We start from the raw sequence: 14048 nt of genomic DNA, 5'->3' as shown, positions 1-14048 counted from the left end.
TGTCCTTTGATCTCGTCGGCGAGGACGTGCTGGTCACCGGCGCCGGGCCGATCGGCATCATGGGTGCTCTGGTGGCGCAGTGCGTCGGCGCGCGAAAAGTGGTCATCACCGACATCAACCCGGTGCGGCTGGCGCTGGCGAAAAAGCTCCGCGTTCAGCATGTGGTCGACGCGTCGAAGGAGAAGTTGCGCGATATCATGCCGGCGCTCGGCATGACCGAAGGTTTTGACGTCGGCCTCGAAATGTCGGGTGCGGCACCCGCCTTCCGCGACATGATCGACGCCATGAACAATGGCGGCAAGATCGCCATTTTGGGCATCGCGCCGACCGGCTTCGAGATCGACTGGAACAAGGTCATCTTCAAGATGCTGCATCTCAAGGGCATCTATGGCCGCGAAATGTTCGAGACCTGGTACAAGATGATCGCACTGGTGCAGGGACCGCTCGATGTCAGCGGCCTGATCACCCACCGCATCGGCATTGACGACTTCCAGATGGGGTTCGACGCGATGCGCAGCGGCAATTCGGGCAAGGTGGTGATGGACTGGTGAGCGCCTAATCCTTGCTCAGAGCCTTCTTGAGCGCAACCAATCCGTTTGTGATCGCGGTGCGCTCGCCAGCGCTGAGTTTTGCCAGCAATTCCCGCTCGAACGCCTTCGCCAGCGGCACCATTTCGCGATAGGCGGCAAGGCCCGCTCCAGTCAGCGTCAGATGCTCGATGCGGCGGTCTTTTTCATCCGGTGTTCGCGTGATCCAGCGGCGCCGTTCGAGCTCGGCGACGGCGCGCGAAACCTTGGTCTTGTGCATGGCCGACTGTTCGCCGAGCGCTGTTGCGGTCATGCTGCCGTGCTGGCCGAGACCGGCCAGCGTTCGCCATTCGGGCCGCGTCAGGCCGTGGCGATCTTTGTAAATCCTGGAGAATTCGCGGCTGACAGCGTCGGCGAGCCGGTAGAGCCTGTAGGGCAGGAAGCTTTCAAGTTCGAGGATTTCCGGTTCCATGTTCCGCGTCCGCGCAGCATGCATTGCTGGTTGATAGTTACATTTTCGATGGTTACAAATGAAACCAGTTTGGTCAATTCCGGAGCGCCGCGCGTCCTCGTGGACGCAAAAGACGCTCTGGCAGTGTGAATCCGGGAGGAAATCATGGCCTTTTCCTACATGCCGGGGTTCGGCAACGACTTCGAAACTGAAACCTTGCCTGGTTCGCTGCCGCAAGGGCGGAATTCGCCGCAGCGGCCGGCCTACGGTCTCTATGCCGAGCAGCTTTCGGGCTCGCCCTTTACCGCGCCGCGCGGCACCAACGAGCGTTCCTGGCTCTATCGCATCAGGCCGAGCGTCAGGCACACCGGCCGCTTCAAGGCGGCGACCTATCCGCTGTGGAAGAGCGCGCCGAATATCGGCGAACACGAACTGGCGCTCGGCCAATATCGCTGGAATCCGGTGCCGATGCCGAAGGAGCCGACCAACTTCATTGCCGGCATGCGCTCGATCACCACCGCCGGCGACGTGCTTGGCCAGACCGGCATGGCGGCGCATGTCTATGTCGCCAACCGCTCGATGGTCGACGACCATTTCTTCAACGCCGACGGCGAGTTGCTGGTCGTGCCGCAGGTGGGGGCGCTGCGCTTCGTTACCGAAATGGGCGTCATCGAATTGCGACCCGGCGAGATCGCGGTGCTGCCGCGCGGCCTCGTGTTCAAGGTCGAACTGGTCGATGAAACAGTGCGCGGCTATGTCTGCGAGAATTACGGCGCGAAGCTGACGCTGCCGGATCGTGGCCCGATCGGCGCCAATTGCCTGGCCAATCCGCGCGATTTCAAGACGCCTTGCGCCTGGTTCGAGGACAAGGAGACGCCGTGCCGGCTGATCGTGAAATGGTGCGGCCAGTTTCATGTCGCCGAACTCGACCATTCGCCGCTGGACGTGGTGGCGTGGCACGGCAATTATTCGCCCTATAAATATGATCTTGCAACGTTTTCGCCGGTTGGCGCGATCCTGTTCGACCATCCCGATCCGTCGATCTTCACGGTGCTGACCGCGCCGAGCGGCGAGGAGGGCACCGCCAACATCGACTTCGTCATCTTCCCGCCGCGCTGGCTCGTGGCCGAAAACACGTTCCGTCCGCCCTGGTACCACCGCAACATCATGAGCGAGTTCATGGGCCTGATCCACGGCCAGTACGACGCCAAGGAGGAGGGCTTCATTCCCGGCGGCATCAGCCTGCACAATCTGATGCTGGCCCACGGGCCTGACGCGTCTGGCTTCGAAAAGGCCTCGCGCGCCGAGCTGAAACCGGTCAAGCTCGACAACACCATGGCTTTCATGTTCGAGACGCGATTCCCGCAGATGCTGACCCGCTACGCCGCCGAGGTTGAGACCCGGCAGGAGAATTACATCGACTGCTGGGCCGATCTGAAGAAGCGCTTCAACGGCACGCCCGAGGGCGACTGGTCTTGAGCGCTGATCCTACGCGAGATCGGCTGGTGCTGCTGGGCTCGAAGGGCGGCCCGGCGCTCCGGCCGGGCGGGCCGTGGCCAAGTTCGTCGCTGCTGGAGATCGGCGGCCGCACCATCGTCGTCGATTGCGGGCTTGGTGTGACGCGCGGCCTGGCCGACGCCGGCATCAGCCTGAAGGCGCTCGACCTGGTCTTCATCACGCATCTGCATTCCGACCATGTGCTGGAACTCGGTCCGCTGATCCACACCGCATGGACGGCGGGTCTGGCGACACCGGTCAGTGTGTTCGGCCCGCCCGGCACCGGCCACTACTGGCAGCGTTTTTGCCAGGCGATGGAATTCGACATCGAGATACGCATCGCCGACGAAGGCCGGCCGGATATTCTCGACATGGTTTCGATCATCGAATTCGGCGAAGGCCGGGTGGTGGAGGAGCGTGGACTGAAGGTTTCGGCGCTGCGCGTCGACCATCCGCCGGTGACCGACTGCTTTGCGCTGCGCTTCGAACATGCCGGACAAAGCGTCGTGTTCTCCGCCGATACGGCGTTCTTTCCGCCATTGGCCGATTTTGCCAAAGGCGCCGACATCCTCGTCCACGAGGCCATGTTGGAAGAAGGCATCGAGCGGCTCGTCGCGAAAACCGGCAACGGCGCGCGGCTGAGGGAACATCTGCTCGCCAGTCACAGTCTTGCCGGTGAGGCGGGGCGCATCGCCACCGACGCCGGGGTCAGGCGACTGGTGCTCAACCACCTCATTCCGGCCGACGATCTCGAGATCGGCGAGGCCGATTGGATCGCCGCCGTCAGGAAAACATGGGCCGGCGACTTGACGATCGCCCGCGACGGCCTTGTTGTGGGGCTGGAGGATGATCCCGAACCGGACCGCTAGCGAAAGTGAGAACCGGTTTTCGGAAGAGATCAGGCGTAGAACAAAAATTCAAAGCGGCACCAAAGCCGCACCAGGAGAGGAAACCGCATGAAGCTTGCCACATTGAAGGACGGGTCGCGCGACGGAAAGTTGGTCGTCGTCTCGCGCGACCTGACGCGCTTTACCGATGCCTCGTTTCTGGTGCCGACGCTGCAAGCGGCGCTCGACGACTGGAGCCGGATCGCGCCGCATCTCGCCGCCATGGCGGAATCGCTGGAGAACAATGCGGTGCCGTCAGCGCGCTTTCACGAGCATGACGCCCATTCGCCGTTGCCGCGCGCCTATCAATGGGCGGATGGCTCGGCCTATGTGAACCATGTCGAACTGGTGCGGAAGGCGCGCGGCGCCGAGATGCCGGCAAGTTTCTGGACCGATCCGCTGATTTATCAGGGTGGTTCGGACAGTTTCATCGCGCCACGTGATCCGATCCGGGCGGCCGACGAGGCTTTCGGCATAGACATGGAAGGGGAGGTCGCCGTCATTGTCGATGATGTCCCGATGGGAGCAAGCCTGGATGAGACGCGGGCCGCGATCCGGCTGGTCATGCTGGTCAATGACGTCACGCTGCGTTCCCTTACCGCGCCAGAGCTTGCCAAGGGTTTTGGCTTCTTCCAGTCGAAACCGTCCTCGGCCTTTTCGCCGGTCGCGGTAACGCCGGACGAACTCGGCGATGCCTGGGATGGCGGCAAGGTCAGCCTGCCGCTGCTGGTCGACCTCAACGGCAAGCCGTTCGGCCGGGCTAACGCCGGCGTGGACATGACTTTCGATTTTCCGGTGCTGATCGCGCATGCCGCAAAAACCCGGCCGCTGGCCGCCGGCACCATCATCGGTTCGGGGACGGTCTCCAACAAGCTCGACGGCGGTCCGGGCAAGCCTGCCTCGGCGGGCGGCGCCGGCTATTCCTGCGTTGCCGAACTGCGCATGATCGAAACGATCGAGGCCGGCGAACCGACAACGCCGTTCCTGCGCTTTGGCGACACGGTACGCATCGAGATGAAGGACAGGACCGGACATTCGATTTTTGGTGCGATCGAGCAGAAGGTCGAGAAATACGCAATTTGAAGCAATTCTATATCTAGCGTCGTTCCGAAACGCTGGCAGGATCAGGATGCCGTACACTGCTACTTATCTCTGGTTTGTGGGAATTTGCGGCATCGCTACTGCCTGGCTTCTAATTTCGGCAATCCGACGTTGCCATCAGGTTGAGGACCGATCTGAAAGACTCCGCAACTTCAGCAGCGTTGCGCGTCGGGCGAAGCTTATTTACGTCGCTTTGAACCGGGACGTTGGAAGCGATGTTGAAACGCAAGCGCTGCGGCGTGGCATGATCGCTCGTCTGCTAGCCATAGGTGCTATCGGTATTGCTGTGAACTTGATTGCCTGGGCTGGTTGGGCGAGTATGTGACGTGGACCTGCTGGACCATAATCGCCGCATGGCACGCAACAATCTCTGGTCGAACGACCGGCTCTACCGCGCCGTGCTACAGCTTGAGCCCGGTGAATTCGAAGCCGAGCGAACCAGCTTCTTTCCCTCGATCAAGGCAACGCTCAATCACATCCTGGCTGTCGATCATCTCTATCTCGATTTTCTCGAGCAGGGTGGCGTTGGCGCCGCGGCCCATGACGATTTCGTGCCTTTCGATGAACCACCAGCGCTGTTTGCCGCCCAGGTCGCGGCCGACCGGGGGCTGATCGCCTTCTGCGACGGTCTGTCGGCGGCCGATCTAGACCGCCGTGTCGTCACTGACCGGCGCGAGGACGGAAAAATACCGGAGCGGATCGGCGATCTGCTCGCCCACCTCTTCATCCACGACATCCATCATCGCGGCCAGGTGCACGCCATGCTGTCCGGCACATCGGTGAAACCGCCGCAGCTCGACGAATTCTTCCTCGACTATGATCTGCAACTCAGGAAAGCCGAGGTCGAGAGGTTGGCAATTAATGGCGGCAATTAATTGTAGTTACGAAAATTCTTGACTTAATTATTGTAGGTACATAAATTTCGGATGAAGATCGTCTGGGACGAACCGAAACGGTTGGCCAACATCGAGAAACACGGGTTGGATTTTGCCGCGCTGGATGACGAGTTTTTTCTTGCCTCGACAATCCGGACGGCAAAAGCTGGTCGTCTCATCGCAATTGGCCGGATCGTCGATGGCGTCGTTGCCGTGGTGTTTGCCCGGCTCGGCTCCGAGGGCATCTCGATAATTTCGATGCGTCCCAGCCCGGCTGAAGGAAGGGCTGTTCGATGACAAAACGTAAGTTGCAGACAAAGTTCGAACCGGGGCGCGGCTATAGCAAGGAAGATTGGGATGCCGTTTCGGACAATCCGGAATGGACAGAGGAGGATTTTCGAAACGCTCGTCCCTTCGCTGAAGTTTTTCCGGACCTCGCCGAAAGCATTCGCCGTTCGCGCGGGCGGCCGGCGCTCGACAATCCGAAGAAGCAGGTGACGCTTCGGCTCGATAGTGACGTGGTCGCACGCTTTCGTGCCGGCGGACCCGGCTGGCAGAGCCGGATCAACGACATTCTTCGCAAAGCCGCCGGCCTCACCAAGTAAACTTCGGCGCTTGGAGCTTGCTCCTCCGCTTACCGGTGCGACGTCACTGATTGGCGCACGTGTCCATCATTTGTCGTAGTCGCCCCATTCAGGGCCGAGTTCGTCAAAGTCGTCAGCGATGCGGATCTTGCCTTTCAAGGCGCCAATGCGAGGCAGGTGTTCGGCGGTTGCCGGCGGCACGAGGCGAGCCGCGACTTTGCCGTAGCGCGTGAGCACGATCTCCTCACCGGCTTCCGCACGCCTAACGAGTTCCGACAATTTGGCCTTGGCCTCGGCGACAGGAATATTCATGGCTAGAATCTGAGCCACAACTGCTCCAACCGCAAGAGGTTAGGCCGCTGCCTATTCCGCCGCCTGCACCTTCAGCACGCCGCGTCTGATCTGGTCCTGCTCGATCGATTCGAACAGCGCGCGGAAATTGCCCTCGCCAAAACCTTCGTCGCCCTTCCTCTGGATGAATTCGAAGAAGATCGGGCCGATCACGGTTTTTGAAAAGATCTGCAGCAGGATCTTGGTCGTGCCGCCGTCGACCACGCCTTCGCCGTCGATCAGGATGCCGTGCTTTTTCATGCGCTCGATCGGCTCGTCATGGCCGTGCACTCTGTTATGGGACATGTCATAATAGGTTTCGGGTGGGCCGGGCATGAACTTCAGCCCGTTGGCGGCCAGCCTGTCGGTGGCGCCGTAGATCTCGTCCGTACCGACGGCGATGTGCTGGATGCCTTCGCCATTATACTTCTTCAGATATTCGGCGATCTGGCTGGTCTCGTCCTTGGATTCGTTCAGCGGGATGCGGATCTTGCCGCAGGGCGAAGTGATGGCGCGGCTGACCAGTCCGGTGATCTTGCCATCGATGTCGAAGAAATGGATCTGCTTGAAGCCGAACAGGTCGCGATAGAAATCCCACCATTTGTCCATGTTGCCGCGGTAGACATTGTGGGTGAGGTGGTCGAGATAATAGAAGCCGACGCCTACCGGCTTCGGGTCGCGCGCGCCCAGCCAGTCGAACTCGGCATCGTAGGCCGAGCCCTTTTCCCCATAAGTATCGATGAAATAGAGCAGTGAACCGCCGATGCCGACGATTGCCGGCACGTCGAGCGTTTTATCGGCGCCCTCATAGGGCGTCGCGCCCTTGGCGACGGCATGGTCGAACGCATGCTTGGCATCGACGACCCGCCAGGCCATGGAGGAAGCGCAGGGGCCGTGCTTGTCGGCGAATTTCATCGCATGCGAGCCGGGTTCGGCATTGACGACATAGTTGATGTCGCCCTGCCGCCAGACGGTAATGTCCTTGGTGCGGTGCTTGGCTACCGGCACATAGCCCATGCGGGTAAAAAGCTCGGCGAGCTTTTCCGGTTCGGGATGCGCGAACTCGACGAATTCGAAGCCGTCGGTGCCGGCGGGATTGGCCTTGCTGATCTTTGCGGGCGGTGCGTCGTGTGGGAAGGGGCCCATGGTGTTGTCCTCCAAAAAGCTCTGTGGCCGGAAAGGGCCATTTCCGCATAATCATAGCGCGGAACGGGCGCATGGTGCTTGCATTCAAACGCTTTAAATGATCGAGTGATGCGCCAACTGTGCACGTATGGAGAAGATTCTATGGATGATGCGCGCATCGACCAGTTTGACCGCAAGATAATGGCTCTATTGCAGGGCGACGCACGGCTGACCAACAACGATTTGTCGGAACGGGTGAACCTGTCGGCGTCGCAATGTTCGCGCCGCCGCCAAAGGCTGGAGGAGGACGGCTACATCAGGGGTTATCGCGCGGTGCTCGACCGCGACAAGCTCGGCTTCTCGCTGGTCAACGTCATCTCGGTGACGCTGGCCACCCACAACCGCGACAATGCGCAGCGCTTCGGCGAACTGGTGGCGCGGCTGCCGGAAGTGCAGGAGGCGCACGCGCTAACCGGCGAGATGGACTATATCCTGAAGGTGGTGACGCCGGACCTGAAGTCGCTGTCGGAATTCGTCAACGGCGTGCTTCTGCCGCACGAATCCGTGCAGCATGTGAAGACGGCGATCGTACTCGAAACGCTGAAGGAAACCGGCGCGCTGCCGATCTAAATTAGCCCTTCGACTGCCGGATCAGCCCGTAAAGATTGGTGCAGCGTGCGCCGGAACGGCAATAGGCGAAGATCGGGCCTTCGAGTTCGTCGAGCGCCTTGGCCTGGTCCCCGACATTCTCCGCCGTGATCTGGCCGCTGATGACCGGGATGTAGCGGAAAGCAAGCCCGGCAGCTTCGACCGCTGCCTTGACACTGTCCGCTGATGGCTGGCCGGGCTGCTCGTCATCCGGCCTGTTGCAGATGACGCTCTTGAAGCCGGCGGCCTTGATGGCGGCTACCTCGTCGGGCTGAATCTGGCCCGAGACCGAATAGTCCTCGCTGATCTGACGGTATTCCATGGTGGTCCTCGCAATGTTCGATGCCTGCTGGCCAGGGGCGGAGTTTTGCCACTCCCAGGCCTGGGCGGCAATCCGCGCAAAAAGAATTCCCGCTGCGCAGATAGACATTCTCATGCGGGAAATCCAGCCGGGCTACCTACAGCACCGCGTCCTTGGATCCACAAAGGACGCTGTAGCATTTTGTTGCCTACACGTGCGCAAGCCGACCAAGTGGACGGCGTCTCAGCCTCCGAGTATCGCGCCTTTGATCTGGGCGATGTTGTTGTGCATCAGGTCGATATAGGTCGAAGCCGGGCCGTCGGGCTGCGACAGCGCGTCTGAATAGAGCGTGCCGCCCACCTTGACCCCGGTCTCGCTGGCGATCTGCTCGATCAGCCGCGCGTTGGCGATGTTCTCGACGAAGACCGCCGCCGCCTTGTCCTGCTTAACCTGGCTGACCAGCTTGGCGACGTCCGCAGCAGACGGCTCCGACTCGGTCGACACCCCTTCGGGGGCCAGGAAGGTGAGGCTATAGGCCTTCTCGAAATAGCCGAACGCGTCATGCGAGGTGATGACGACGCGTTTCTCTTGCGGGATCGACTGGATCGCCGTCTGCACTTCGCGCTCGAGCGCGTCGAGCTTCTCGGTGTATGCGGCTGCATTGGCCTTGTAGCTGCCGCAACCCTCGGCGTCGGCGGTGCAGAAGGCGTCGGCGATGTTCTTCACATAGATCTTGGCATTGGCGACCGATTGGAAGGCATGCGGATCGGTGTCTTCGCCTTCAGCGGCGTCGGCATCGGCGAATTCGGGTTTGAAGTTGATCGGCGTGACGCCTTTGGTCAGAACGGCGATTGTTGCGTTAGTGGCGCTGGCGTCGACCAGGCGCTGCAGAAAGCCTTCGAAATGCAGGCCATTGACCAGCACCACATCCGCACCCGCCATGGCCACCGCGTCGGCCGGACTCGGCTCGTAGACGTGGGCATCGCCGTCCGGCCCGACGATGGTGGTCAGATTGATCCGGTCGCCGCCGACATTTTTGGCAAAATCGGCAATGACCGTGAAGCTGGCGACCACTTTCAACGGCTCCGCGAGGGCCGATGATGCGCCAAAGGCGCTTAATGTTATAACGCCCATTGCCAAGGCGGTGCGGATCGATTTCAGCATGGAGAGCTCACCTCTGTTGGGATCAGGCGGTTCTGTGGCGGTGATGGATAATACGGGCGCGCAGGATGCCGCGCGTGCCGAACAGGATCGAGGCAAAATAGACGACGCCCGCAGACAGGATGATCGCCGGGCCGGATGGCAGCGACACGTGGTAGGACAACAGCAGCCCGGCGACGCAGGAGGCAAAGCCGATCAGCACCGCCAGCACGCACATCGGCTCGACGCGCATGGTCCAGAAGCGGGCGGCGGCCGCAGGCAGCATCATCAGCCCGACGGATAGCAGCGTGCCGAGCGCCTGGAATCCGCCGACAAGGTTGAGCACGACAAGGCCGAGGAAGATGAAATGCACCGGGCTGCCCAGCCGGCTGACCGAACGCAGGAACAGCGGATCGAGACATTCGGCGACCAGCGCCCGCCAAAAAATGGCGAGGTTGACCAGCGTGACCAGCACGATGCCGCCGATCAGCGTCAGCGCTTCATTGTTGAGCGCCAGCACGGTGCCGAACAGCACATGCATGAGATCGACGCTGGAGCCGCGGATCGATACCATCAGCACACCGATGGCGAGCGAAATCAGGTAGAAGGCCGCCATCGAGGCGTCCTCGCGCTGGATGGTGAAACGCGAGACGGCGCCGGCGCCAAGCGCGACGATGATGCCGGCAATCAACCCGCCGATGGTCATCGGCAGGATCTCCAGCCCATAGAACAGGAAACCGGCGGCAGCACCCGGCAGGATGGCGTGGGCCATGGCGTCGCCGGAAAGGCTCATGCGCCGCAGCATCAGGAAGACGCCGACGGGGCAGGCGCCGAGCGACAGCATCAGCGACCCGGCAAGCGCCCGCTGCATGAAGGCGAAATCGGCGAACGGAGCGATGAGAAGACCGTAGAGCGTTTCCATCATGCTGCCCGCGGCCCGGAGCCGTGATGATGGTCGTGCCCATGGTCGTGAGCGTGACCACCATGCTTGTGGTCGTCGGGCTCGCACCAGGGCGCGTTCTCCTCCCAGGCTTCGTGGAAGCGGCGCGCGCGCAACAGGTTTTCCGGCCGCAGCGTTTCCTTGGTCTCGCCCCAGGCGATCGGCTGGCGCGCCAGCAGCAGCGTCTCGGGGAAATTCTGGCGCACCAGATCCAGGTCGTGAACGACCACCATGATAGTGCGCTCCTCACCATGCCAGCGCTTGATCAGTGCGATCAGGTCGCCGACGGTCTTGGTGTCGACGGCGTTGAACGGCTCGTCGAGCAGGATGAGATCGGCATCCTGCAGCAGCACGCGGGCAAACAGCGTACGCTGCAACTGGCCGCCCGACAGCGTGTCGATCGGGCGCTTCTCGAAGCCGCCGAGGCCGACGGCCATCAGCGCCTGGCTGACCGAATCGCGATCTTCCCTGGTGTAGCGGCCGAGCAGCCCGCGCCGTGGCCACAGCCCGAGCGAAACCAGATCGACGACCCTGGCCGGAAAGGAGCGGTCGAGCTCCGACTGTTGCGGCAGATAGGCGGCGCGCACGCCGGGCGCCCGGACAACCGTTCCGGCCATCGGCTTCAACACGCCGACGATACCCTTCATCAGGGTCGACTTGCCCGAGCCGTTGGCGCCGACGACGGCGGTCAGCGATCCCCGGTGGATCGTGCCGTCGAGATGATGGATTGCCGGATGGCTGTTGTAACCCAGAGTCAGGTCGCTGAAGGTCAGGCAGGTTTTGGTCATGTGACGATCCGGGGGCACGACTGGTACGGCGGCGGCGATTGGATATGTGATGTTATTACATTAGTCAACAAGTCAATCGGGCGGAATTGCGGCGACTAAACCATTTGGCGTGTCCTGTTTGGCCCCATGCCCTGCTGGCTCAAGAGGATTCACTCAGTCGACCTTGCCCCCGGCAGACGGCGACTCTAAAGAGGCGCAACCGACAAGAGAAGGAAACATCCCATGAGCATTCGTCGCATCGATGTTGGCCCGCGCATGAGCCAGATCGTCATCCACGGCAATACCGTCTATCTGGCCGGTCAGGTCGGCGAGCCGGGCGGAAACGTCGGCGCCCAGACGAGGGACATTCTGGCGGCCATCGACGAATTGCTGGCCAAGGCCGGCACCGACAAGACCAAGATCCTGCAGGCGATCATCTGGCTGGCCGACATGAGCACCTTTCCAGAGATGAACGCGGAGTGGGACAAGTGGGTGCCGCAGGGCCATACTCCGGCCCGCGCCACCGGCGAGGCCAAGCTTGCCGGGCCGGAATATCTGGTCGAGATCATCGTTACCGCTGCCATCTGAGATGCGGCTCTTAACCCTCCCCCTTGAGGGGAGGGTCGCGGAGCAAATGCCGCAGGGCGGCATTTTGCGAAGCGGGGTGGGGTCGGTGCAACCTCGCCGACCCCACCCCGTCTCGCAGTCTCTGCTTCGCTCCGACTGCTCGCCGACCCTCCCCTCGAGGGGGAGGGTTACCCCTGCGACGGCGTGAACCGCGCGACCAGCGTGTGGCTCTCGGCCGCATAGGTGAAACGGACATGGGTGACGGGGTGCTCGGCGCTCCATGTCCGCCGCTCGACCACCAGGCACGGTGCGCCGGCCTCGATATCGAGTGCGGCGGCAATGTGTCCGTCGGCGGCAATAGCGCGGATGCGGTGCTCGGCGGCACTCCACGGCACCCGGGCGATCAGCCACGGGCCGGGCGCTATGGCATGAAACTCCTCGTTGGCGGCCTCGGCCACGGCGGCCAGGTTGATCAGCCGCTGTTCGTGGGCGAACGGCCGCTTGCCGGCGAAATGCCGGCATTCCAGCGCCAGCACCGGTCCGTTGGAGTCGAGTTCCAGCAAGGCGCGATCCTCGGCGTTGCTGCGCCTTTTGTGGCGCGCCACACGCTCGTAGCGATAGAGCAGACCGAGCGCCTCGACCTCGATCCTGATGTCGTGGATTTCCAGCACCGCGGCTTGCGACTGCGGCCGCCGGACAAAGCTGCCAGAGCGGCGGCGGCGCTCGATCAGCCCGGCTTTGGCAAGCTGCGACAGCGCCTTGTTCACCGTCATGCGCGAACATTTGTACTCGGCCGTCAGTTCGTGCTCGAACGGGATGCGGTGGCCAGGCGCCCAGGCGCCGGACAGGATCCGCTCGCTGATGTCGGACAGGATGCGCTGATGCAGCGAGAGAGATTCGCCGAGGTCCACATCCAATGCCTCAGTCATGCTCATCCCGAAAGCGCCGTCATCACTTTGCGAAAACGCTCGGCAATGGCATCGCGCCTTGCATGCCTGCCGCCGCTGACCAGTTTCTTGCCATGCACCCAGACGCAATCGATATTGGCGCCGTTGGCGAAGATCCAGGCATCGAGCACCGCATCGCCCGTCTTGCTGGCCAGCGAGGGATGCTTGCCATCGAGCGACACGAAATCGGCTGAGGCACCAGCGGCGATCTGCGAGGGCCCGGCGCCAAGCGCCGCACTGCCGCCGTCGAGCGCTGCATCGAATAGCGCGCGGCCGGTCGAACCGCCCGCCACCGCCAGCACGTTGCGGGCGCGGTGGGCGAGGCGCTGCGAATATTCGAGCTGCCGCAATTCGTCCGCCAGGCCGATCAGCACGTTGGAATCGGAGCCGACGCCGAGGCGGCCGCCATGTTGCTTGAACAAAGGTGCGGCAAAGGTGCCGTCGCCGAGATTGGCCTCGGTGATCGGGCAGAGGCCGGCGACTGCTCCGCTTTTCGCCATGGCCGCCGTCTCGGTCTCGGTCATGTGGGTGGCGTGGATCAGGCACCAGCGGTCATCGACCTTGGCATTGGCGAGCAGCCATTCGACCGGCCGCGCCCCGGACCAGGCAAGGCAGTCCTCGACCTCCTTCACTTGCTCGGCGATATGGATGTGGACCGGTCCGCCCGGTACCATTGTCGCGATGTTTTCCAACTCCTCCCGTGTCACCGCGCGCAGACTGTGTGGGGCGACGCCAACGACGCCTTGATTCAAGGTGCGAACGGATTCGCGGCATTTCTCAACAAGCCGCGAGAACCGATTCACATCGTTGATGAATCGCCGCTGGCCTTCGTTCGGCGCGGCGCCGCCGAAAGTGGAATGCGCATAGAAGACCGGCAGCAGCGTCAGCCCAATGCCGGTGTCGGCAGCTGCGGCAGTGATGCGTTCGGCCATTTCGGCGATGTTGGCGTAGGGCTGGCCGTCGCGGTCGTGATGCAGATAGTGAAACTCGCCGACGCGTGAGAATCCAGCCTCCAGCATCTCGACATAGAGCTGCGCGGCAACCGCCTCGACCTGGTCCGGCGTCATCGACAGCGCAAATCGGTACATCACCTCGCGCCAGCTCCAGAAACTGTCGGCGGAAGGGCCGCGCAGCTCGGCAAGGCCGGCCATGCCGCGCTGGAAGGCGTGGCTGTGCAGGTTCGGCATGCCTGGCAGGAGGATGGCATGGCGTTCGTCGCCGGGCTGGGATGCAGTGTTCGGCTCGACAGTAGCGATGCGGCCTTCACTGACGACGATCCGGGCATTGGAATGCCAGCCGTCGGGCAGAAGCACCTGTTCCGCAAAGATCGCCGTCACGTTTTTCTCTCCGATTCCCTGTGT

The 14048-nt window shown here is 62.3% G+C and carries 18 protein-coding genes; 9 read left to right on the top strand and 9 right to left on the bottom strand.

Going from position 1 to position 14048, the window contains the following annotated elements; genetic code table 11:
- Positions 1 to 551: zinc-binding dehydrogenase (locus BQ8482_RS10870; protein ID WP_165848510.1), on the top strand; the 551-nt coding region annotated here is incomplete at its 5' end.
- Positions 552 to 555: 4 nt separating this feature from the next.
- Here the strand turns inward: BQ8482_RS10870 and BQ8482_RS10865 are convergent.
- Positions 556 to 999, bottom strand: a complete 444-nt coding sequence (locus BQ8482_RS10865; RefSeq protein ID WP_165848509.1) for a MarR family winged helix-turn-helix transcriptional regulator — start codon at positions 997 to 999, stop codon at positions 556 to 558.
- A gap of 144 nt (positions 1000 to 1143) precedes the next feature.
- On the opposite strand from BQ8482_RS10865, the gene hmgA reads away from it, so the two are divergent.
- The 6 genes from hmgA to BQ8482_RS10830 all read left to right on the top strand — a co-directional run bounded on the left by hmgA (position 1144) and on the right by BQ8482_RS10830 (position 5943).
- On the top strand, positions 1144 to 2457 hold the full coding sequence (gene hmgA / locus BQ8482_RS10860; protein ID WP_123147624.1) for a homogentisate 1,2-dioxygenase: 1314 nt from the start codon (positions 1144 to 1146) through the stop codon (positions 2455 to 2457).
- Positions 2454 to 3344 carry an MBL fold metallo-hydrolase gene (locus BQ8482_RS10855; protein ID WP_123147623.1) on the top strand — a complete coding sequence of 297 codons (891 nt, stop codon included), beginning with the start codon at positions 2454 to 2456 and terminating at the stop codon, positions 3342 to 3344. Before hmgA ends, BQ8482_RS10855 begins: the two co-directional genes overlap by 4 nt.
- An 87-nt stretch (positions 3345 to 3431) precedes the next feature.
- Entirely contained in the window at positions 3432 to 4445 is a 1014-nt protein-coding gene (locus BQ8482_RS10850) for a fumarylacetoacetate hydrolase family protein (RefSeq protein ID WP_123147622.1), read from the top strand.
- A 344-nt stretch (positions 4446 to 4789) separates the two neighbouring features.
- Positions 4790 to 5338, top strand: a complete 549-nt coding sequence (locus tag BQ8482_RS10840; RefSeq protein ID WP_123147620.1) for a DinB family protein — start codon at positions 4790 to 4792, stop codon at positions 5336 to 5338.
- 51 nt (positions 5339 to 5389) lie between these two features.
- Entirely contained in the window at positions 5390 to 5635 is a 246-nt protein-coding gene (locus BQ8482_RS10835) for a BrnT family toxin (RefSeq protein ID WP_123147619.1), read from the top strand.
- Complete coding sequence (locus BQ8482_RS10830) at positions 5632 to 5943, top strand: BrnA antitoxin family protein (protein WP_123147618.1); 312 nt, start codon at positions 5632 to 5634, stop codon at positions 5941 to 5943. Before BQ8482_RS10835 ends, BQ8482_RS10830 begins: the two co-directional genes overlap by 4 nt.
- 66 nt (positions 5944 to 6009) lie before the next feature.
- Here the strand turns inward: BQ8482_RS10830 and BQ8482_RS10825 are convergent, their stop codons facing one another.
- Both BQ8482_RS10825 and hppD read right to left on the bottom strand, forming a co-directional pair.
- On the bottom strand, positions 6010 to 6252 hold the full coding sequence (locus BQ8482_RS10825) for a type II toxin-antitoxin system Phd/YefM family antitoxin (protein ID WP_425294089.1): 243 nt from the start codon (positions 6250 to 6252) through the stop codon (positions 6010 to 6012).
- 33 nt (positions 6253 to 6285) lie between these two features.
- Positions 6286 to 7398, bottom strand: coding sequence for a 4-hydroxyphenylpyruvate dioxygenase (gene hppD / locus BQ8482_RS10820; protein ID WP_123147616.1), 1113 nt, complete (start codon positions 7396 to 7398; stop codon positions 6286 to 6288).
- Between the two features lie 141 nt (positions 7399 to 7539).
- Between hppD and BQ8482_RS10815 the strand changes: the two genes are divergently transcribed.
- Positions 7540 to 8007 (top strand): Lrp/AsnC family transcriptional regulator, encoded by a 468-nt coding sequence (locus tag BQ8482_RS10815; RefSeq protein ID WP_029354039.1) that lies wholly within the window; start codon positions 7540 to 7542, stop codon positions 8005 to 8007.
- Position 8008: 1 nt separating this feature from the next.
- Here BQ8482_RS10815 and BQ8482_RS10810 read toward each other — a convergent pair whose 3' ends face one another.
- The 4 genes from BQ8482_RS10810 to aztA all read right to left on the bottom strand — a co-directional run bounded on the left by BQ8482_RS10810 (position 8009) and on the right by aztA (position 11194).
- Positions 8009 to 8347, bottom strand: coding sequence for a protein tyrosine phosphatase family protein (locus BQ8482_RS10810; protein WP_123147635.1), 339 nt, complete (start codon positions 8345 to 8347; stop codon positions 8009 to 8011).
- A gap of 222 nt (positions 8348 to 8569) precedes the next feature.
- Positions 8570 to 9490: a zinc ABC transporter substrate-binding protein AztC gene (aztC, locus tag BQ8482_RS10805; RefSeq protein ID WP_123147615.1), complete on the bottom strand. Its 921-nt coding sequence runs from the start codon at positions 9488 to 9490 to the stop codon at positions 8570 to 8572.
- 22 nt (positions 9491 to 9512) lie between these two features.
- Positions 9513 to 10388: a zinc ABC transporter permease AztB gene (gene aztB, locus BQ8482_RS10800; protein WP_123147614.1), complete on the bottom strand. Its 876-nt coding sequence runs from the start codon at positions 10386 to 10388 to the stop codon at positions 9513 to 9515.
- On the bottom strand, positions 10388 to 11194 hold the full coding sequence (gene aztA / locus BQ8482_RS10795) for a zinc ABC transporter ATP-binding protein AztA (RefSeq protein ID WP_095496141.1): 807 nt from the start codon (positions 11192 to 11194) through the stop codon (positions 10388 to 10390). The genes aztB and aztA overlap by 1 nt, the downstream gene beginning before the upstream one ends.
- A 222-nt stretch (positions 11195 to 11416) precedes the next feature.
- Between aztA and BQ8482_RS10790 the strand changes: the two genes are divergently transcribed.
- A complete protein-coding gene (locus tag BQ8482_RS10790) occupies positions 11417 to 11761 on the top strand; it encodes a RidA family protein (protein ID WP_123147613.1) in 345 nt (114 codons plus the stop codon).
- A gap of 167 nt (positions 11762 to 11928) precedes the next feature.
- On the opposite strand, the gene hutC is transcribed toward BQ8482_RS10790, so the two are convergent.
- Positions 11929 to 12675, bottom strand: coding sequence for a histidine utilization transcriptional repressor HutC (gene hutC, locus BQ8482_RS10785; protein WP_165848508.1), 747 nt, complete (start codon positions 12673 to 12675; stop codon positions 11929 to 11931).
- On the bottom strand, positions 12672 to 14024 hold the full coding sequence (locus BQ8482_RS10780; RefSeq protein WP_123147611.1) for a formimidoylglutamate deiminase: 1353 nt from the start codon (positions 14022 to 14024) through the stop codon (positions 12672 to 12674). The genes hutC and BQ8482_RS10780 overlap by 4 nt, the downstream gene beginning before the upstream one ends.
- Positions 14025 to 14048 lie beyond the last annotated feature (24 nt).

It is taken from the genome of Mesorhizobium delmotii (genome assembly GCF_900149755.1).
In the GTDB taxonomy this organism is placed as follows: domain Bacteria; phylum Pseudomonadota; class Alphaproteobacteria; order Rhizobiales; family Rhizobiaceae; genus Mesorhizobium; species Mesorhizobium delmotii.
The sequence above is the reverse complement of the archived record's forward strand: the minus strand, read 5'-3'. Positions and strand labels throughout refer to the sequence as shown.